Here is a 14698-nt window from a genome sequence, read left to right on the forward strand (position 1 = left end):
GGCTATTCAAAGGACGGAGATTTTGGAGGGAAAGAATACCATTTACGCGATAGGTTCTTTTCTGAAAAAAACGGAGGTTGTAAGTGACCTCCGTTCTGTAACGCGTTTTTTATTAAGCACAATGGCATGTGGTCTGCTGCAAACGAAAAGTCAGTATTTGAATACTTTTCCGCCGGCCATCACCTGTTTTGTTTTTACATCGAAGGTGGCCCTCATGCCGGTACGCAGAGATGCTGTGACCATGATGTTGGCAATGGAATGGCTGTAACCGGCTTCTACCGGGGCATTGGTTTTTACGTCGCCTTTGCGCACACAGTCCATCCAGTTTTTCATATGCGCGTTGGTCAGCGGGTCGGAGCCGGTGGCGGCGCCTGCCTCCACTTTAATCTGGGGCAGATCAAATTCGTCAAGCAAAAAAGCCTGTTTCCCCATGGCCGAGGCATTTCGTTCGGTTAAACCGCCGTCGCTGTTCACCTTGTTGGTGTCCAGGTCGAGTTTTCCGCCGTTGGAGAAATACCATTCCTTGATCCCGCCCGCGGAGTTGGTCTGTCGCGACGAGTAAATCACCTGGAAGCCTTCATCTGGTTTATCGTTTGGACCATAGTCGAATACGGCAGTCATGGTGTCGAAATTGCTCCGTCCGTCTTTCCACTGATAAATACCGCCGTTGGCAACTGCCGAGCGCGGATATTCCAGTTGAGAGAACCAGTGTACGGTGTCAATCTGATGGGCCATCCATTGCCCGGGTATTCCGGACGAATAGGGCCAGAACAGGCGATATTCCAGGTATTTCCGGGGATCCCACGGCTCATACGGGCGGTTCATCAGGTAACGTTTCCAGTCGGTGTCCGACTCCCTGATCTGCGAAGTAAGTTCGGGTAAACGCCAACGGCCCGGTTGGTTGACATTCCAGGTCATCTCCACGGCAATGATGTTGCCGAATTTGCCCGACCGGATGTAGTCGTATGCCGCATGATAGTTGGGCCCCGAGCGTCGTTGCGAACCAATCTGGATAACCTTGCCCGTTTCTTTAGCCGCTTTCAATCCCTCGTTTGCATCGTCCATGGTTTCGGCGAAAGGTTTTTCGCAATACACATCGGCGCCCGCTCTTACGGCTTCCGCCAGGTGAAGGGTATGCTGAAAATCGGCCGTACTGACAATAACGGCATCGGGCTTTTGCTCCCACAATTCGTCGGTGTTTCTGGCGGCGCCGATTGTCCGGCCGGTGGCTTCCTTATGCCAGGCTTGCCCTTCGTCGCGACGGCGGTTCCAAATATCACACACGGTGAAAAATTCAAAATTCATTTCTTCGGCGTATTTCAGGAATGCTTTTCCCAGCGAGTCTTTGAACCGGTTCGAAAATCCGAGTATGCCCACCCTGACCCGGTCGTTGGCGCCCAGGATGTTTCCGTAACTTTTGGCAGACATGCCCATGCCGCCAATGGTGATTCCGGCAGCGCCCAGGACAGATTTTTTAACAAACGATCGTCTTGAATAATCCATAAATTCAGGTGTTAAACGTTTATAATTGGTTTCTGATTTCTTTGATAGCCGTTGGTGCCTGCGATTCCAGGTCCGTCCACCGGCATTCAACCGATAATTTTCCCTGATAATTCACCTTTTTCAGCGCTTCAAAATAAGGACTGAAATCTTCGCCGCGGGTGCCGGGCGCAGCACGCTCTTCCTTTTCGGCGAGGTGAACGTGCCTGATCAGTGGTCCGTACTTTAAAATGCTTTCCGGGCCTTCATCGTCCATCAACATGTGATAAATATCGGCTAAAAGCCTGAAATTTGGGTGGTTGACTTCTTTTACGATTTCGCCGCCCTCGGTAAGCGAGTTGATGAAATTGCATTCTTTTTTGTTGAGTGGCTCCAACACAACGATGACATCGTATTTGTCGGCAATCGGCGACATGGCCGTACAGAGACGGATAAATTGCCGGCGGGCTTCGTCGCGTGAAAAACCGTCGGGAATGGCGCGTGATCCGCCGCTGCCAAAAACAATGTATTCAACACCGGCTTTTTGTGCACGGCGAAATGCAGTTTCCATGTAATCGAGTATTTCGGGATGGGCCGCTTCCGGGCCGACACTTTTTAAGCTTCCGGGGATAAAGCCGTTACAGACCAATACCGGGAGGGGCGCTTGTTTGGCCTGCTCCAGGACCGTGTTGAAATCTTCCTCTGTTTTAAGCGGCATTAAAAAACTTCCGACACTTTCTTCAATGTAATCATAGCCTGATATTTCGAGGATGGCGGCCTGACTGAACTTTGTGCACACGCCGATGCCCTGAAAAAAGTTTCCCCCGGCCGGCAAAGGGTCAACCCGGGTAAACGATAACAGGATGAGACCTGAGATGATTAGTTTTTTCATACGTTTATCCATTTTAAGATGAAAGTTAATCCTGTTTCGGCAGAACCGGCTTACCGGCAGTGATAAATCACGTTCTTTTAACCGTTAAAATAGTTTTTACGGGAACGGCTAAAATCTTGTTTCCGAGTATAAAACAACCGGTTTTTGATTATATTTGGTCATTGCTGAATAACAGGATGCCTGACGAACAACTCATATTGGACCAATTGCGAAAGATTGTGGAAAGCCGACCCTTTTCGCGTTCAGGGGTAAATGTATCTTTGCTTAACCTGTTGGTAAATTCCACGCTGGAAGGAATTAAGCTGAAAGAAACTACGATTGGCAGTGAAATCTTCGGTAAAGCGTACGATCCGGTCCGCAACGACACCAAGGTGCGTGTTTACGTGCACAACCTACGGAAAAAACTGGAAGTGTACTATGCAACCGACGGCAAAGGTGATGAGATCATCTTTGAAATTGAAAAAGGGCAGTACCAGGTTTCGTTCTCGGGCCGCGAAACGAGAAAATCAGTTTTTACGAAACGAAGGACGGTTTTTGTTTTGGTCATCCTGCTGATGCTTATCCTGTCGGTTATTTTAATCAAAACGGCCGGGCAGAAACAAAACGGCGGATTTTGGGACGGCTTTGTGGCAGAAAATTATCCGTTGACGGTGTTGATCGGCGACCATTTTACCATCTCGTCTTCCCTGCCAACCGGTGGTTCGGGGATCATCCGCGACTTTTCCATCAACTCGGAACAGGAGTTTGCCCGTCATATTCAGCAACATCCCGACCAGGCTGTGGGTATGATCCCGAACCGTTATCCTTATATTACCAAAATGGGGCCGTATTGCACGAAAATGATCAGCGAACTTTTGTCGCGGAACCATAGGTCTTTTAACCTGATGCTGAACTCCGAGTGGGACAAGTCGAAAGTGAATTCGGAGAATATCATTTATATCGGGCAGTTTAAAACGATGGGATTTTTACGGAATGTTTTCAGCAATGCTTTTCCGAACATCGAGATTTCCGGGAGCAGGCTGAAAATAACTGACCCGGTGTCGGAAGAGGTGAAATTATACAACTCGCAGGGTGAGCCGCAGATGGTTGATTATACGATTGTTTCGAAAATGAGGGGCCCTAACGGAACGGATATGGCCCTGTTTATTTCTGACAACGATATCGGCGTCATCCGTGTCGTGGAATATTTGACCAACCCGGATTCACTGGCCGGTTTTTATGCCCGCAACCAGCTTTACAAGCATGAGTTTACCGCATTGTTCAAAGTAAGCGGGTGGGAGCGTACCGACTATGCAATGGAGCTGGTGACCATTGCACGGAAGTAAACCGGAACAAACGACGCGGCGATCCGTTTTCGTTTTATAAATACCGGGCCGTATCTTTTTTGTACAATAAGTATTCTTCGTGAAACTGATCTTCCAGAAATTTTTCTTCTTTCAGAATGATGACATGATGAACCAACTGGTTGCAGGTCATTAGCGCCAGCAATAAAAGGCTGGGAATAAGCAGGAAGCAGGCCGCTTGGAAAAAGATAAAGCTGGCATACATGGGGTTCCGGCTGATGCGGAAAACACCTTTTGTTTGAAGGGCGTGCGGTGAAACAGGCAGGCCAACACGCGTAAAGATGCTCATGCTATAATAAGCCGGGATCAGCAGCAGGTTGCCTCCCGTCAGGAAAATAACGGCCATTAATTTTTGAACATCAGGTATTTCGGTCTGAATAAGCCAGGGAAAGTACAAGAAAAAATCAGGAAAAAAGGCGGCTGCAGGCAATGAAGTCATAACGACAACGATGATGAGTTTGACCGGATAGAACAGCAAGGGAGCAATGGTCGGCCGTCCGAAAATGCCCTGCCCGTTACGCAGCAGCTGGTAGCCCAGTAAAAAAGTAGCCACAGCCGGTAAACAGCAACTGACAATCAATGCGGACTGGATCAGCGACATTCGGTTTCTCCTTTGTATTGGTACCCAATTTCGGCAATAACCTGTTCTATTTTTTTCAGATCAATGTTTTCTCCCGCAATTTTAACTTCAGAGGTGTTTTTGTCTGCAAAAACTTCATCAATGCCATCCAGTTTTAACAGGTTTCGGTTCACGCTGGCTTCGCAGTGAGAGCAGGTCATTCCTTCAACCTTTATTGTTTTGAAATCCATAAGCGGTGTTTTCTTTGTTTTTTCGTAGCGTTCATAAAAGTAACCAAAAATGAGTGAACCGACCAGCAAAACTGACGATGAAATTTGCAGCCATTGGGGTAACATTTCGTGTTCGCCGTCGCCGTGAATATGCACGATTTGTTCCATGAACAGTTCTCCAGGAATAAGCCAGTTGATTAACATCCCGAATAAAGTGGCCCCGCCAATGATGGTCGCCAGGTAAACGAACAGGGACTTACGGCCCATGATATGACCGATAACCGCCATCGTGGCGACATTGGTTGCCGGGCCGGCCATTAAAAAAACAAGCGCCGCGCCGGGCGATACCCCTTTCATCAGCAATACGGCAGCAATGGGGATTGAGCCGGTTGCACAAATATAGATGGGTACGGAAGCAATCAGGACAATCAGGATCTCCAGGAAACCCAGCCCCTGAAATGAACTGAAAAAATTGTCGGGCAAAAGCACCGAAATCAGGGCGGCGATCAGGAAGCCGATGATCAGCCATTTGGCAATGTCCTGAAGAAGCTCGATAAAGGCGTAATGGGTGGCCTGTACCAGCGGGTTGCCTTTGGGTTTTTTCTCATCGTGGCATTCGCAGGAGGTATCGTTGCAGGATGGATCAGCCGCTTTTTTGCCAAGAGCGGCCGTATCGATTCGCAGATTGGAAAAGGGACTTGCCGGCGCCGGTTTTTCTTTGATGAACAGATTGGTCAGGATACCGCCGCCGATGCCGGTTATAAACGCAATAATTGGCCGCAGGATGGCAAAGGGCCATCCCAGCATGGCATAAGTAGCCAGAATGGAATCAACTCCGGTTTGGGGGGTCGATATCAGAAACGAGTTGGTTGCCCCTTTGGATGCGCCATTCCTGAAAAAAGAAATACCGGTTGGGATAACCCCGCAGGAGCAGAGCGGCATGGGAATCCCCAGCAACGAGGCATTCACAGCCGACCGGGTTGTGGATTTACCCAGGTAACGTTGCACCTTGTCCTGTGGAAAATATACTTTCAGCAGGCCCGCGAAAATAAGTCCCAGAATCAGCCAGGGAGCCATTTCGTTTAACAGGTAAATCAGTTCCGAAAAATAATCCGCTACAAAACCCTTCATCGTCATCTCTTTTCATTATTAACCGGCACAAAATTAGAATTGTTTAGCTTTTAACCGGAAAAATAAACTAAAAATGGGAAGACGGGAGAAGTCGCAAAATTCAGTAGCAGTATTCAGTCGAGGTTCTGCTGCGAGTAGCAAGCCCCATGCCCCAAGTTCCATGCTCCAATGACCAATTAACGGAGACGGGAGAATGGAGAATGGACAACGGTGGCAAGTCGCAGTTTACTTTGGCACTTACGTGCTTTTTAACGCTGAGGACGCCGGATCGCACAACGTTCGCAGAATCCGATTTCAGTCCAGATGGTTTACATCCTCATTGTCTTAATTTTCTTCGTCTTCGGTAAAAAAGTGTTTGTTTTTAATCACATTCATAATGGCATCTACAATGTGGTCATCCTGCAGGGTCGAATAATTGAAAATGATGTCGAAGTCGTTGTCATTGAGTTTTCGTCCGGCTACGTGTTCCCGGAATAGTTCCCGCTGACGATCGATCTGAAGCACATATTCCTGGGCATCGGCATGTGATAAATTGCTGATTTGCATGATCCGGTTAATCCGCCATTCCAGGGGAGCCTGCAACTTAATGCTGAGTTTACGCGAGATGTCTTTGGCAATCACGCCGGCTGCCCGGCCAACAATAATCATGTTTCCTTCTTCCGACAGGCGCAAAATAACTTTACGGACGGTGTCGATTACTTTTTGATCTTCCGAATCGTAAACTTTCTCGGTTGAAAAAGCCGAGCTTACTTCCTCAATGTTGAGTTTTGTCTCCGAAAGAAAAACATTTTTAATTTTTAAGGGGTCCATTTGCAGTTCGATTGCTGCTGCCTCAATAATTTCTTTGCTGACCCATTTCCACGGGACATCTGTTTTTGTCTCGGAATGAAAACTGTATCCGGTCAGTATTTTTGACAGTTTTGTCGCGATTCGTTTTGCCGAACAACCACATTCGCGGGAGATCATGATCACCGGTCCGGGAATTTTATTCTTTAGCGGACTGTTCAGAATACCTTCAATATAATTGCTCATTAAGTTTTCCATAGTGTAAATTTTTTGGTGTGATCTGTTTAAACAAATCTACAACTCATGACCCAACCAAGTGTAAAAAAATGTTCTATAATACCTGATTCTATTGATGTTTTAAAACAAGCTTGGAAAACATATAATTTTTATCTTAGCAGGAAAAAATTAGCGATGAATAAGTTGATCAATACCGCGTTGTCCTCATTCGGGATGTCAGGCATGGTTTTTCACGGGCCCATTCTGAAGGTAAATCCTAATTTCAGAATTTGTAAAATTCTGGAACGTTCCAGGAATTTGTCGGCGCCGCTTTACCCCGAGGCCGTCATCGTACGGGACTATGATGAAATTCTCGACGATCCTGAAATTGAACTGGTGGTGGTAAATACGCCGGATGAGTTTCATTACCGCATGTGTAAACAAGCCCTCGAAGCAGGTAAACATGTTGTGGTGGAAAAGCCTTTTACCCGCACCGTGGAAGAAGCCAATGAACTGATTGATCTGGCCAAATCGAAAGACCTTTTGCTGACGGTCTTCCAGAACCGTCGGTGGGACGGCGATTTTCTGACGGTGAAAAAAGTGATCGAAGAAAGACAATTGGGGCGTCTGGTCGAGTTTGAGTCGCACTTTGACCGGTACCGTAATTTTATTCAGCCCGGAACATGGAAAGAAACCGGCGATGATCGGGGAGGTGTTTTGTATAACCTGGGTTCTCATATGGTTGATCAGGCCCTGGTGTTGTTTGGCATGCCTCAGACCGTTACCGCTCACCTGGCCATTGTGCGTGAAGGAGGTGTTGTGAACGATTATTATGACATTCGTCTTCAGTATGACGGTTTTGCTGCTATTCTGAAATGTTCTTACCTGGCGCGGGTTCCCGGCCCCCGGTATAGCCTGTACGGCGATTTGGGAACCTTCCGTAAATGGGGAATTGACCCGCAGGAAGAAGCGCTGAAGGCCGGTCGTTTACCGAACGAAGCCGGTTGGGGAACCGAGTCTTTTGCCGATTGGGGAGAAATGGATACCGAACACAAAGGGCTTCATTTCAGGGAAAAAGTGGAAACAATTCCCGGGAATTACCCGGTTTTTTACAATAACCTGTATCAGGCTCTGGTAAATGGCGCCGAGTTGCTTGTGAAGCCGGAAGAAAGCCGTGATTGCCAGCTGGTGCTTGAAGCCTGTTTGCAGAGCCATCGGGAAAAGCGAACGGTGATGTTGAAGGTGTAGGGCATGGGGTAAGGAGCATGGAGAAAGAAGCGGGGAGCAGGGAGCATGGAGCCCGGAGAACGGGGCATGGTGGAAAAGAGGTTGTTTAACGGCTCATGCGGGCGAACGGTTTTGGAGCCCGGAGCAGTTGGCAGGCAGAGACGATTACTCGTAAATCTTTTCGATTTCCTTCAAAATCCGTTTTTCTTTGATTTTTCCCGTGTATAAAACCAGGGTATAGCTAAGTTTTAGAGGGACATCTTTTTGTAAATCAACCGGTGTGGCCCCCGGGAAAACGGCATTCTGCATGCTGGCTTTATTTCGGAGGATCCAGCGTTGCGGGGATGACTGATTTTTTTGGTCAGCATAAATGAGAACGCCGCCCTGGCTTCCGTTTTTGGCCATGCCGCCGGTTATGTTGATGTATTGACCAGCCTCCACGGCGGTATTTTGCGGCTCAACATTTCCGTTTTCGCCGCTAAACCGGACATTCTCAGGCAACCTGATCCTTGCAGAAAACCCGCCGTATCCTTTTTCATCGTTTGAGCCGCCCAGCTTCAGCTTGTCGGTTAAAGCCGTTAATTCGAGGTCAATTTTAATCAGCCTGTAATTTCCCGATTGCAGATAAAACGTATGATGCGCTTTTTCTTTCAGGTATGGTATTTCGCCATTTTCGAAGGCTGACGACCGCCAGAACGCGGTGGTAATAAAATCGCCGGTACCATTCCCGGTCCGTTTGAATTCAACATCCTTTACATCAACCTGGTAATCTTTCAGCTCCCAGGGATCGCCCGCCGGTTTGCCGTCGATCAGGATTTGATGCCATGCCCAAAACAGACCGCGGTGGTGCGGATGGTCGGCCGGGGCGTTTTCGGTGATTTCAGTGCCATCGGGAAGGTACACCGGGTGCCAGAAATTATTTCGCAGGTCTTCCTGTCCGGAGCGGATAGCTTCTTTCTGGTAAAAGGCGATTTTTTTGCCGCCTTCGATGATCAGAAAGCCTCCGTTTTCTTTTTTCATGTTGATTTGTGCGAGAATTCCGCCTGCAGGCAGTAATAAAACCAGGCACAATATGGCGAGTGATTTTTTCATGTTTAGGTTTTCAACGTTTGATTAATCCGTATAAAAATACGTCTTTGGATGGCTAAGGTATAAAAATGAATGTTGATTTTGACGATTTCCGAAAATTTTCGGGCGAGAAAAGAAGTCGTTTTACTGGAGTCCCTGTTTGAAATTGAATGTCGTTGACGGTTGAATTGCCTCGCCCGAACGGAATTTTGCCAGCAGGCGTTTAAAGCTGTTCTTCCCGCGGTTTTCGTGTTTCAGGTCGATCATAAAACTGTTGAAACCCTCTTTCAGTAATTGATTTTTGTATTGAAACAGGTTTACCGGCCGATCGGGGATCACCAGCGTAATCCCGTCACGGTTGAGCTTCCGGTATGTTTTATTCCAGGCATCTTTAAACAGCGAATCTTCGTTACTTAAACTGACCGGCATACGCGAGTAAAACAACTCGGGCAGTGTGTGTAGAATGACGATCCCTTGTTTGTTTTGCATTGATTTCAGATTGTCCAGATCATTTTCGACGGGATAGCAAAAGTTCCGGATTTTCTGTTGCTGAAGAAGTTTCGCCGCGGCATCGTTATATACGTAAACCTGTTCGTTACAACTCAACTGGCAGCTTTTACCAGCCAGTAGCTTTTGAGACAGGTGACTGATGAGAAAATGATGAATCCCCTTTTCCTCGGCAGTCAGTATCAGTTTTTGCCAGGCTGGTAGTTGTGTTTCGGCAATAAATTTCGGAAGCTCCGGATGTATTTTTGCCAGGTTTTGCTGAATGACCGGCAAATCGAAGTTAAATGCGTCGAACTGGCGTTTGGTGAAGGAAAGAATGAGGCCGTCAACGTCATCCATGCGGATTTGGTTTAGCCAGTCGGGATGCCCGATGCGAACAAAAAGCCTCGGCCTGCCGGGACGGTTCCCGGTATGAAGTTTTTGCAGGATGGCTTTCTTTTCGTGCACGGGCACAAACACCTTTGGCGCCGGAACATTGGGCAGGCGCGAGGGGAATGATTGCTCGCGGCGGCCAATCCAATACACTTCATCTCCGGCTTTCAGCTTTTCTTTTCCTTGGAAAATGAACGAGTAACGTCCGTGTTCTTCCCATATTTCATCTAATTTCAGGCTAAACGTTTCGTCCGACCGGACATCCCGGATGCGGATGCGGTCGCCGTTTCGTAAATCGGATGACGACAGGAAGCTTACTTCATCTTTATCGACACGAATAATCTGACCAACCAAAATACCGTTATTTGCATTGTCGGCCAGGGCATTTTTGATATCCTTTCCGGCAAAGTAACCGGTTTTTGCCCGTCCAAAGTCCAGCCGGAGCATGTCTTCCGCCACTGCTGTTTGCTCCGGCTGGTCAAGCGCCAGCCGGTAGGCCCCCGCCACCTGGAACACGTAGTCGGCCGATTTCATACGCCCTTCCACTTTGAACGAATGGATTCCCATCCCGGTCATTTTTTGCAGGTTAGCCAATTGCTGGTTGTCTTTCAGGTTGAACAGGTATTTTTGTTGCGAACCATCCCTGTAAACCATCCGGCAGGGTTGGCTGCATAACCCGCGGTTGGCGCCCCGTCCGCCGATATAACTGCTGAAAAAGCACTGACCGGAAAACGAGTAGCACAAGGCGCCGTGAATGAAAACCTCGAGTTCGCAGGCCGGACGGGCGGCAATGGCCTCCAGCTCATTCAGGGTGAGTTCGCGGGCAAGCACCACCCTGGAGATCCCCATGGCAGAAGCATGTTGCACGCCGAAGCTATTGTGGTTCCCCATTTGCGTGCTGGCGTGAATGGCCAGTTTAGGAAAATAGTGGCGCACCAGCCAGCAAACGCCCCAGTCCTGTACAATGATGGCGTCCACACCAACTTTTTCGAGGTAGGCCAGAACATCCAGCAGCTTTTCAATCTCCCGGTTCTTAATGACTGTGTTCAGCGTGATGTAAATTTTTACCTGATCTTTTCGGGCTTCCTGCAGGATGGCCGGCAACTGGTTTTCACTGAAATTATTGGCGCGCGCCCGGGCATTAAACTGTTTCAAGCCCATGTAAATTGCGTTGGCCCCTCCGCGGATAGCCGCCCTGAATGAATCAACATGACCTGCGGGGAGGAGTAATTCCGGTTTTTTCTGTCCCATTTTCAGTGAAAATTTGCCCAAAAATACAATTATTTTTATGGTTTCTGTTTTTCCCCCAATTCGGCTTAACTTTGAACTTTCTGCCTGGATGATGAAAAAATTGTTGCTGTTTACATACGGAACCCTTTCAGATCCGGAGTTCATTCACTTGTTACTGAACCGTGTGCCGGAGTATACCGGGGCGATTTTGCCGGGTTACGAGTTGCTGGTTCATCCTCAAAACGGTTATTTGTTTGTGAAACCTAAGCCTGGCAGTATGGTAAAAGGCTTTTTTTTCGAAATCAAGCCCGACGAACTTCGACTGATCGACTGTTGGGAAGAAGTACCCTTATATGAACGCGAACTGAAACAGGTGGTTATCAACGACGGTGAAGAAACAGAAGTGTTTGTTTACACCCAAAATCAAACGGAAGGAATTCCCTGGTCTCCCGATCATCCGGTGAACAGGGAGAAAATCAGGGAAGAGCTACGTGCTTTTATGAAATTGATCCGGGAATAGAAAACGAAAGGGGTATTTCGTTTTTAACTGTAATGTTCGTACTGAAGTGCAGACTGGTATGGAAAAAAACCGATGAAATCAATCCGACTTATCTTTTTACTGCTTGTTCTGTTTGGTTGCAAGCAAACACCTAAAATTACGGAGTGGCGGGGTCCCTTCCGCGATGGGATCTATCCGGAAACCAATTTACTGAAAAGTTGGCCCGACTCAGGCCCGGCACTTGTATGGGAAACCGAAACCGCCGGGAACGGGTACAGCAGCCCGGTGGTGACCGATCAATATGTCTTTTTTACCGGTGAGATCGACAGCTTAGGCTACCTGTTCCGATTCGATCATCAGGGACGGGAAATCAGCCGGATGAGTTATGGCGCCGAGTGGACAACCAATTTTCCGGGTCCACGGGGCACTCCGACCCTGGTTGGGCAACTGGCGTATATTTGTTCCGGTCTGGGCGAAGTGGTTTGCCTGGATACAGAGAAGCAGGTTGAGTTGTGGCGCAGGAATATGCTTGCCGACTTTGGCGGGATCAGTCCCCGTTTTGGCTTTTCGGAAGCGCTGCTGGTCGATCAGGAGAAGGTATATTGCCTGGCAGGCGGCGAACAGCATAACCTGGTCGCTTTAAACAGGCACAACGGTGAGTTCGTCTGGAGCAGTCCGTGTGCGGGTGAACGGCCGGCATATTGCTCCGCTAAATTGATTGAAGCAGGAGGTAAAAGGATTTTAGTCACCTTTTCGGCGTATCACCTGCTGGGGGTTGAGGCCAGCACCGGACAATTGCTCTGGACACACGAACAAACCAACACGCTGCCCGAAGAGCGTGAACCCGGCAATGGCGATACGCACGGCAATACCGTTCTTTTTGAAGATCATTGCATTTATTACGCTGAGGGCGACGGCAACGGCGGGGTAAAGCTGAAATTAAACGAAGAAGCTACCGGCTTTGAGCAGGTTTGGCAAACAACCGGATTCGATAATTACATGACCGGTATGGTGAAATGGAATAATCGCTTGTACGGCAGCAGTCATTCAAAGAAACAATTGATGGCCGTTGACTGCGATACCGGTGAGAAAACCGACAGCCTCAACATCGGCCGGGGCAATGTAATTTTTGCTGACGGGCTGATCTGCTTTTACAACGATCAAGGAATGGTTTACCTGGTTCATCCGGCCGATGAGGGGATGGAGGTGGCCGGTTCGTTTAAATTGACCAAAGGGACGAAAGAACATTTTGCCCACCCGGTGATCCACAAAGGGGTGTTATACCTGCGGCACGGGAATTACCTGGGCGCTTATCAAATCGGTGATAAAACGTAAGGTTTTGAAAGGAAAATCCTGATGATTTTGGCCGGCGGGCTGAACATGAAAAGGCTGCCTGAAGTATTTATCAGGCAGCCTTTTGTATGCTTATGCAGAAGATGATTTATTTCTGTTCCAGTTGCAAGGTCACCGTGGTCCGGTCGCAAACTTCGGTCGGGCCCCAATATTGGATTGGTCCCGGGTACAGGTAGCTGGTTTCAATGGCCCATTTGTCGCGGTTGGCTGTCAGGTAATTGAAGGGAGCGCCATCCAGTTTTACCAGGGCCTTCTGAATAACCGGTTTCATATGTCCGTGGCGTTTTTCCATGTTCATCATCATCGTAACAGGAACCCCTCCGGCAATCCATTCGTCGGCCGGGGCGATGGTATTACGTACGCTGGCCATGTAACCGGTTTTTCCGGCGCCAATCAGTACCGATGCGGTATAGCCCAGCGAGTAGCAGTAGTCGGCATCGAAGTTCGAGGGGGCGGCACAACGTCCTTCGTAACCGAAGAAGTGGTATTGCGTACCGAATTTGCCCTTAAATTTGCCGGCTTTTTTCATGTCATCCAGCTTGGTTTTTACCATTTCTCCCAACAGTTTTTCTGTTTCGATTAACGAAACCTGAACGTTTCCGTGCGGGTCGCGATCGAGGGTCAGCTGGGTAGCAATTCCGGCAGGCAGCGATTGGAATACAGCGGCCGATTCAGTGCTTAATTTACCGGCGACGTATTCCAGCCGGTGAGATTTCTGGATAATCCTGAATTCCTGTTCGGTTTCAGAACCCTCGGCAAGCATATCGTTTAGCTCGGCAATCAGTTTTTTCATTTCCGGGACAAATTCCACTAATCCTTCGGGGATCAGGGCGACACCAAAGTTTTCGCCATTTTCGGCGCGTTTGGCAATAATACCGGCCATATAAGCCACAATTTCGTCAAGTGTTTGCTGTTTCTCGGCGACTTCTTCCGAAATCAGGGTGATGTTTGGTTGTGTTTGCAGAGCAGCTTCCAAACCGATATGCGAGGCAGAACGGCCCATCAGTTTGATAAAGTGCCAGTATTTTTTTGCTGAATTGGCATCACGCTGGATGTTCCCGATTAGCTCTGAATATACTTTTACCGCCGTGTCGAACCCAAAAGAAGTTTCGATCATCTCGTTTTTCAGGTCGCCGTCGATGGTTTTCGGGCAGCCAATAACCTGAACCCCGGCTTTTTTAGCAGCATAGTATTCGGCCAATACGCAGGCATTGGTATTGCTGTCGTCGCCGCCAATGATGATCAATGCGTTGATGCTCAGTTTTTTCAGAATTTCGAGACCTTTGTCGAACTGGGCTTCTTCTTCCAGTTTGGTACGGCCCGAGCCGATAATGTCGAAACCACCAGTATTACGGAAACCTTCCAGGTAATCAGCCGTGATTTCCATGTATTGGTGGTCGACCAAACCGCCGGGGCCTCCCAGGAAACCATACAATTTACTTTCGGGGTTCAGGGCCTTAATCCCGTCGAAGATTCCTGAGATCACATTGTGCCCGCCCGGCGCTTGTCCGCCCGACAGGATAACACCAACGTGGATCGCCGGCAAACCACTCACTTCGTTACCTTTTTCGAAGGTAATGATGGGCATACCGTAAGTATTCGGAAATAATTTTTTGATTTCAGCCTGATCGGCAACCGATTCGGTAGCGGCGCCTTCGATCATTTTTACTTCTCCTTTTAATGATTTTGGAAGTTTAGGCTGGTATTGGGCCCTGGCTTTTTGTAATGCACTGATGGTCATATGCGTTCAATTTTTAGGTAAGTTTTACTCTTTCTTTAAAATTCGATGCAAAAATAACTGAAAAT

Annotated in this window: 12 protein-coding genes; 4 read left to right on the plus strand and 8 right to left on the minus strand. The window is 48.3% G+C overall.

Annotated elements, in window-relative coordinates:
* Nucleotides 1-150: 150 nt before the first annotated feature.
* Complete coding sequence (locus tag ACOIT5_RS14095) at nt 151-1503, minus strand: Gfo/Idh/MocA family protein (protein WP_423126795.1); 1353 nt, start codon at nt 1501-1503, stop codon at nt 151-153.
* Between the two features lie 19 nt (nt 1504-1522).
* Nucleotides 1523-2371 carry a sugar phosphate isomerase/epimerase family protein gene (locus ACOIT5_RS14100; RefSeq protein ID WP_423126796.1) on the minus strand — a complete coding sequence of 283 codons (849 nt, stop codon included), beginning with the start codon at nt 2369-2371 and terminating at the stop codon, nt 1523-1525.
* Between the two features lie 176 nt (nt 2372-2547).
* On the opposite strand from ACOIT5_RS14100, the gene ACOIT5_RS14105 reads away from it, so the two are divergent.
* Nucleotides 2548-3696, plus strand: a complete 1149-nt coding sequence (locus tag ACOIT5_RS14105; protein ID WP_423126797.1) for a hypothetical protein — start codon at nt 2548-2550, stop codon at nt 3694-3696.
* Between the two features lie 34 nt (nt 3697-3730).
* Here the strand turns inward: ACOIT5_RS14105 and ACOIT5_RS14110 are convergent, their stop codons facing one another.
* From ACOIT5_RS14110 to ACOIT5_RS14120, 3 genes are all read right to left on the minus strand, one after another.
* On the minus strand, nt 3731-4315 hold the full coding sequence (locus ACOIT5_RS14110; RefSeq protein ID WP_423126798.1) for a methyltransferase family protein: 585 nt from the start codon (nt 4313-4315) through the stop codon (nt 3731-3733).
* On the minus strand, nt 4306-5634 hold the full coding sequence (locus tag ACOIT5_RS14115; protein ID WP_423126799.1) for an SO_0444 family Cu/Zn efflux transporter: 1329 nt from the start codon (nt 5632-5634) through the stop codon (nt 4306-4308). Before ACOIT5_RS14115 ends, ACOIT5_RS14110 begins: the two co-directional genes overlap by 10 nt.
* Nucleotides 5635-5958: 324 nt before the next feature.
* Nucleotides 5959-6678, minus strand: a complete 720-nt coding sequence (locus ACOIT5_RS14120; protein ID WP_423126800.1) for an AAA family ATPase — start codon at nt 6676-6678, stop codon at nt 5959-5961.
* Between the two features lie 153 nt (nt 6679-6831).
* On the opposite strand from ACOIT5_RS14120, the gene ACOIT5_RS14125 reads away from it, so the two are divergent.
* Nucleotides 6832-7884 (plus strand): Gfo/Idh/MocA family oxidoreductase, encoded by a 1053-nt coding sequence (locus ACOIT5_RS14125; protein WP_423126801.1) that lies wholly within the window; start codon nt 6832-6834, stop codon nt 7882-7884.
* A gap of 144 nt (nt 7885-8028) precedes the next feature.
* Here ACOIT5_RS14125 and ACOIT5_RS14130 read toward each other — a convergent pair whose 3' ends face one another.
* Together ACOIT5_RS14130 and ACOIT5_RS14135 are read right to left on the minus strand one after the other, a co-directional pair.
* Nucleotides 8029-8955: a DUF6807 family protein gene (locus ACOIT5_RS14130; protein ID WP_423126802.1), complete on the minus strand. Its 927-nt coding sequence runs from the start codon at nt 8953-8955 to the stop codon at nt 8029-8031.
* A gap of 120 nt (nt 8956-9075) precedes the next feature.
* Nucleotides 9076-11061, minus strand: coding sequence for a peptidase U32 family protein (locus ACOIT5_RS14135; protein ID WP_423126803.1), 1986 nt, complete (start codon nt 11059-11061; stop codon nt 9076-9078).
* Between the two features lie 88 nt (nt 11062-11149).
* On the opposite strand from ACOIT5_RS14135, the gene ACOIT5_RS14140 reads away from it, so the two are divergent.
* Both ACOIT5_RS14140 and ACOIT5_RS14145 read left to right on the plus strand, forming a co-directional pair.
* Complete coding sequence (locus ACOIT5_RS14140; RefSeq protein ID WP_423126804.1) at nt 11150-11560, plus strand: gamma-glutamylcyclotransferase family protein; 411 nt, start codon at nt 11150-11152, stop codon at nt 11558-11560.
* A 72-nt stretch (nt 11561-11632) separates the two neighbouring features.
* On the plus strand, nt 11633-12874 hold the full coding sequence (locus ACOIT5_RS14145; RefSeq protein WP_423126805.1) for a PQQ-binding-like beta-propeller repeat protein: 1242 nt from the start codon (nt 11633-11635) through the stop codon (nt 12872-12874).
* Nucleotides 12875-12980: 106 nt separating this feature from the next.
* Here the strand turns inward: ACOIT5_RS14145 and ACOIT5_RS14150 are convergent, their stop codons facing one another.
* Nucleotides 12981-14633 (minus strand): diphosphate--fructose-6-phosphate 1-phosphotransferase, encoded by a 1653-nt coding sequence (locus ACOIT5_RS14150; RefSeq protein ID WP_423126806.1) that lies wholly within the window; start codon nt 14631-14633, stop codon nt 12981-12983.
* Between the last annotated feature and the right edge of the window lie 65 nt (nt 14634-14698).

Origin of the sequence: Gaoshiqia hydrogeniformans (assembly GCF_049347105.1) — a bacterium.
Lineage (GTDB): Bacteria > Bacteroidota > Bacteroidia > Bacteroidales > Prolixibacteraceae > Gaoshiqia > Gaoshiqia hydrogeniformans.

Excerpts from the sequence above, each read along its gene's own strand:
- ACOIT5_RS14095 (WP_423126795.1), bottom strand. The coding sequence starts at position 1,503 with ATGGATTATTCAAGACGATCGTTTGTTAAAAAATCTGTCCTGGGCGCT.
- ACOIT5_RS14100 (WP_423126796.1), bottom strand. The coding sequence starts at position 2,371 with ATGAAAAAACTAATCATCTCAGGTCTCATCCTGTTATCGTTTACCCGG.
- ACOIT5_RS14105 (WP_423126797.1), top strand. The coding sequence starts at position 2,548 with ATGCCTGACGAACAACTCATATTGGACCAATTGCGAAAGATTGTGGAA.
- ACOIT5_RS14110 (WP_423126798.1), bottom strand. The coding sequence starts at position 4,315 with ATGTCGCTGATCCAGTCCGCATTGATTGTCAGTTGCTGTTTACCGGCT.
- ACOIT5_RS14115 (WP_423126799.1), bottom strand. The coding sequence starts at position 5,634 with ATGAAGGGTTTTGTAGCGGATTATTTTTCGGAACTGATTTACCTGTTA.
- ACOIT5_RS14120 (WP_423126800.1), bottom strand. The coding sequence starts at position 6,678 with ATGGAAAACTTAATGAGCAATTATATTGAAGGTATTCTGAACAGTCCG.
- ACOIT5_RS14125 (WP_423126801.1), top strand. The coding sequence starts at position 6,832 with ATGAATAAGTTGATCAATACCGCGTTGTCCTCATTCGGGATGTCAGGC.
- ACOIT5_RS14130 (WP_423126802.1), bottom strand. The coding sequence starts at position 8,955 with ATGAAAAAATCACTCGCCATATTGTGCCTGGTTTTATTACTGCCTGCA.
- ACOIT5_RS14135 (WP_423126803.1), bottom strand. The coding sequence starts at position 11,061 with ATGGGACAGAAAAAACCGGAATTACTCCTCCCCGCAGGTCATGTTGAT.
- ACOIT5_RS14140 (WP_423126804.1), top strand. The coding sequence starts at position 11,150 with ATGATGAAAAAATTGTTGCTGTTTACATACGGAACCCTTTCAGATCCG.
- ACOIT5_RS14145 (WP_423126805.1), top strand. The coding sequence starts at position 11,633 with ATGAAATCAATCCGACTTATCTTTTTACTGCTTGTTCTGTTTGGTTGC.
- ACOIT5_RS14150 (WP_423126806.1), bottom strand. The coding sequence starts at position 14,633 with ATGACCATCAGTGCATTACAAAAAGCCAGGGCCCAATACCAGCCTAAA.